Source organism: Oscillibacter sp. CU971, assembly GCF_905219725.1.
In the GTDB taxonomy this organism is placed as follows: domain Bacteria; phylum Bacillota; class Clostridia; order Oscillospirales; family Oscillospiraceae; genus Oscillibacter.
On the sequence record NZ_CAJMXG010000274.1, the window covers coordinates 1 to 3,370 of the forward strand.

The 3,370-nt window shown below is 62.4% G+C and carries 2 protein-coding genes; one reads left to right on the forward strand and one right to left on the reverse strand.

All coding sequences use genetic code 11. The features are described from left to right. Window positions 1-122: 122 nt before the first annotated feature. The gene (locus JX325_RS13950) at window positions 123-689 is read right to left on the reverse strand and encodes an epoxyqueuosine reductase QueH (RefSeq protein WP_204791696.1); all 567 of its coding nucleotides are present in this window, start codon (window positions 687-689) and stop codon (window positions 123-125) included. A 222-nt stretch (window positions 690-911) separates the two neighbouring features. Between JX325_RS13950 and JX325_RS13955 the strand changes: the two genes are divergently transcribed. Next, window positions 912-3,370, forward strand: a 2,459-nt coding sequence (locus JX325_RS13955; RefSeq protein WP_204791697.1) for an acyl-CoA dehydratase activase, incomplete at its 3' end; no start/stop codon positions are given.

Consider the following 3,370-nt stretch of genomic DNA (forward strand, 5'->3'; position numbering starts at 1 on the left):
GCGCTCTGGTTGTCTGGTGATGAACCGGGCCGGAGCGACGGCAACGAAGTCTCAGCGCACCAAAACGACCGAAGGGCGCAAGCCCTTCGGTCGTTCTTTTGTTTGCTTCACGGTTTTTTGCGTCAGTTCTCCAGGAATTTTTCCTTGTCACGGTCGATCTGCTTCTGATAACGGTCCTGCTCCGAGAAGACGCAGCCGCAGTATTTCTGCATATAAAAACCCAGCTCCCTGGCCCTGCGGTTGCCCTCCCGGAAATTGGGCCGGAAGTCCCGGTAGAAAAATTCCACGCCGTACTGCGCCGCGTACCGCTCCGCAGCCTGGACGATGCCCTCGTGATCCTGGTAGAGGCTGGCCAGCAGGGTGGTGGTGAAGGAGGAAAAGCCGTGCTCCGCGGCGTANTTCGCCGTTCCCTCGATCCGGTGCTCGTAGCAGTAGGTACAGCGGTGGTCAATGTCCCCCGCCACCTGGCGGCAGAACTCCTTTAAGCCATAGTCCTCCCGCACCCGCACCTCCATGCCGATGGCGGGGGCGTACTCCAGCAGGCAGTCCCGCCGGGCCTGGTACTCCTTCCAGGGGTGGATATTGGGGTTGTACCAGAAANCCACGGGCTCAACGCCCTCGGAGCGGAGGGGGTCGATGCAGCTCAACGAACAGGGGGCGCAGCAGCAGTGGAGGAGTACGGTTTTCATGGTCATGCCTCGCTTTCGTCGTGAATAAGATGAGTATAGCACGTCCCCGGAGAATCCGCAAGCCCGGTCGGACAGGCCATTTTTAACAGGTTCTTTACAGTTTTGAAAGGGATTTCCGATTGAAAAAGTCGTCGAAAGCGTGTATGATACCAAAGATATGATACTTTGCGGTTCCTGCCGGATGGACGGCGGGTAATCGTTTGCCTAAAGGAGGAGCGCGGCTTGAAGATTGGCCTTGACGTGGGGTCCNCCACCATCAAATGCGTGGTGCTGGACGGCGCGGACAACATCGTATACAGCACCTACGAGCGGCACTTCAGCCATATTTTGGAGAAGTCCGAGGAGCTGCTGCGCCGGGTGGCCGGGCAGTATGTCCCGTCCGGAAGGGCGGAGCTGGCCATTTCCGGCTCCGCCGGAATGGGCATGGCGGAGAGCGTGGGCGTGCCTTTTGTTCAGGAGGTCTTCGCCACCCGGGTGGCCGCGGGACGGCTGGTCCCGGGCACCGATGTGGTAATAGAGCTGGGGGGCGAGGACGCGAAGATCCTCTTTCTCACCGGCGGCATGGAGGTCCGCATGAACGGCTCCTGCGCCGGGGGCACCGGGGCGTTCATCGACCAGATGGCGACCCTGCTGAAAATGACCGCCGACGAGATGGACCTGGCCGCGCAGACGGCGGAAAAGACCTACACCATTGCCTCCCGCTGCGGCGTCTTCGCCAAAAGCGACGTGCAGCCCCTCATCAACCAGGGCGCGCGGGCCACGGACATCGCCGCCAGCATCTATCAGGCGGTGGTGAACCAGACCATCGCGGNCCTGGCCCAGGGNCGGCCCATCAAGGGAAACGTCCTGTATCTCGGCGGGCCGCTNACCTTNTCCAAATGCCTCCGGNAGAGCTTTGACAAAACCTTAGGCGTCGCCGGGACCTGCCCGGAGAACAGCCTTCTGTTTGTGGCCCTGGGCGCGGCGTTCTACGCCGACCAGAGCTTCGATTTAAGCGCGCTGGCGGACCGCNTCCGGGAGCGGGGGGCCTCCGAGACTTACCGGAGCCAGCCGCCGCTGTTTGAGACCCGGGAGGAATACGCGGCCTTCCAGGCCCGCCACGCCAGGGCGAAGGTTGCCCGGGCCCCCTTCGGCCCGGACTACGCCGCCCCGGTCCACATTGGCATCGACTCCGGGTCCACCACCGTCAAGGTGGCGGTCATCGACCAGGAGGCCCGGCTGCTGTTTACGGACTACCGGCCTAATCTTGGCAATCCCGTGCCCCTGATCCGGGGCGTGCTCCAGCAGCTTTACGACGAGCATCCGGCCTTGCAGGTGGCCTCCGTCACCACCACCGGCTACGGCGAGGAGCTGGCGAAAAACGCCTTCCACGGCGACTACGGCGTGGTGGAAACCGTGGCCCATTTCACCGCCGCAAGGCATTTCCTGCCCAATGTGGATTTTATCATCGACATCGGCGGGCAGGATATGAAGTGCTTTAAAATCGAGGACGGGGCCATCAGCAACATCTTTTTAAATGAAGCCTGTTCCTCCGGCTGCGGCAGCTTCCTCCAGACCTTCGCCCAGGCCCTGGGCCACGACGTGAAGGACTTTGCGGAGCTGGGCCTCTTCGCGGACCGGCCCGTGGACCTGGGAAGCCGCTGCACCGTCTTCATGAACTCCAGCGTGAAGCAGGCCCAGAAGGACGGGGCCAGCGTGGAGAACATCTCGGCGGGCCTCTCCATTTCCGTGGTGAAAAACGCCATCTACAAGGTCATCCGGGCCGCCAGCCCCGAGGAGCTGGGCAGGAACGTGGTGGTCCAAGGGGGCACCTTCTACAACGAGGCGGTGCTCCGGGCCTTTGAAAAGGAGATGGGGGTGGAGGTTATCCGCCCGGATATCGCCGGGCTCATGGGGGCCTTCGGCGCGGCCCTTTACGGCCGGAGCAAGGCCGTTCCGGGGAAGGTGAGCGCCCTTTTGAGCCGGGAGGCCCTGGCGAACTTCACCCAGGAGACGGAGAGCCGGGTGTGCGGCCTCTGCGGCAACAACTGCCAGCTCACCGTCAACACCTTCGCGGGGGGAGAGACTTTCATCAGCGGCAACCGCTGCGACCGCCCCGTCACCGGAAAGGCCGACAGCGGGGAGCGGAACCTGTACGCTTACAAACGGAAGCTGATTCTGGGCTACAAGCCCGTTCCCGGAAAGCGGGGGAAGATCGGGATTCCCCTGTGCCTCAATATGTGGGAACTGCTGCCCTTCTGGCACACCTTCTTCACCAAGCTGGGCTTTGCCGTGTACCACAGCCCCCTTTCCAGCCGGGACCTCTACCTCAAGGGCCAGGCCACCATTCCCAGCGACACCGCCTGCTTCCCGGCCAAGCTGGCCCACGGGCATATCCAGTTCCTCTCCAAGCTGGGCCTGGACGCCGTTTTTTATCCCTGCATGACCTACAACCTGGACGAGGGCCTGGGGGACAACCACTACAACTGCCCCGTGGTGGCCTACTACCCGGAGGTCATTGCCGGGAACTGCCCGGAAATCAAGGACACGAAATTTATCTATGACTACGTGGGCCTCCACCGGCCCAAGGACTTCACCAAAAAAATCTACAACATCCTCCAGCGGTATTTCCCCGGCATTTCGAGGTCCGAGATCCGGGAGGCCGGGGACGCGGCCTACGCCGAGTATGCCCACCACATGGC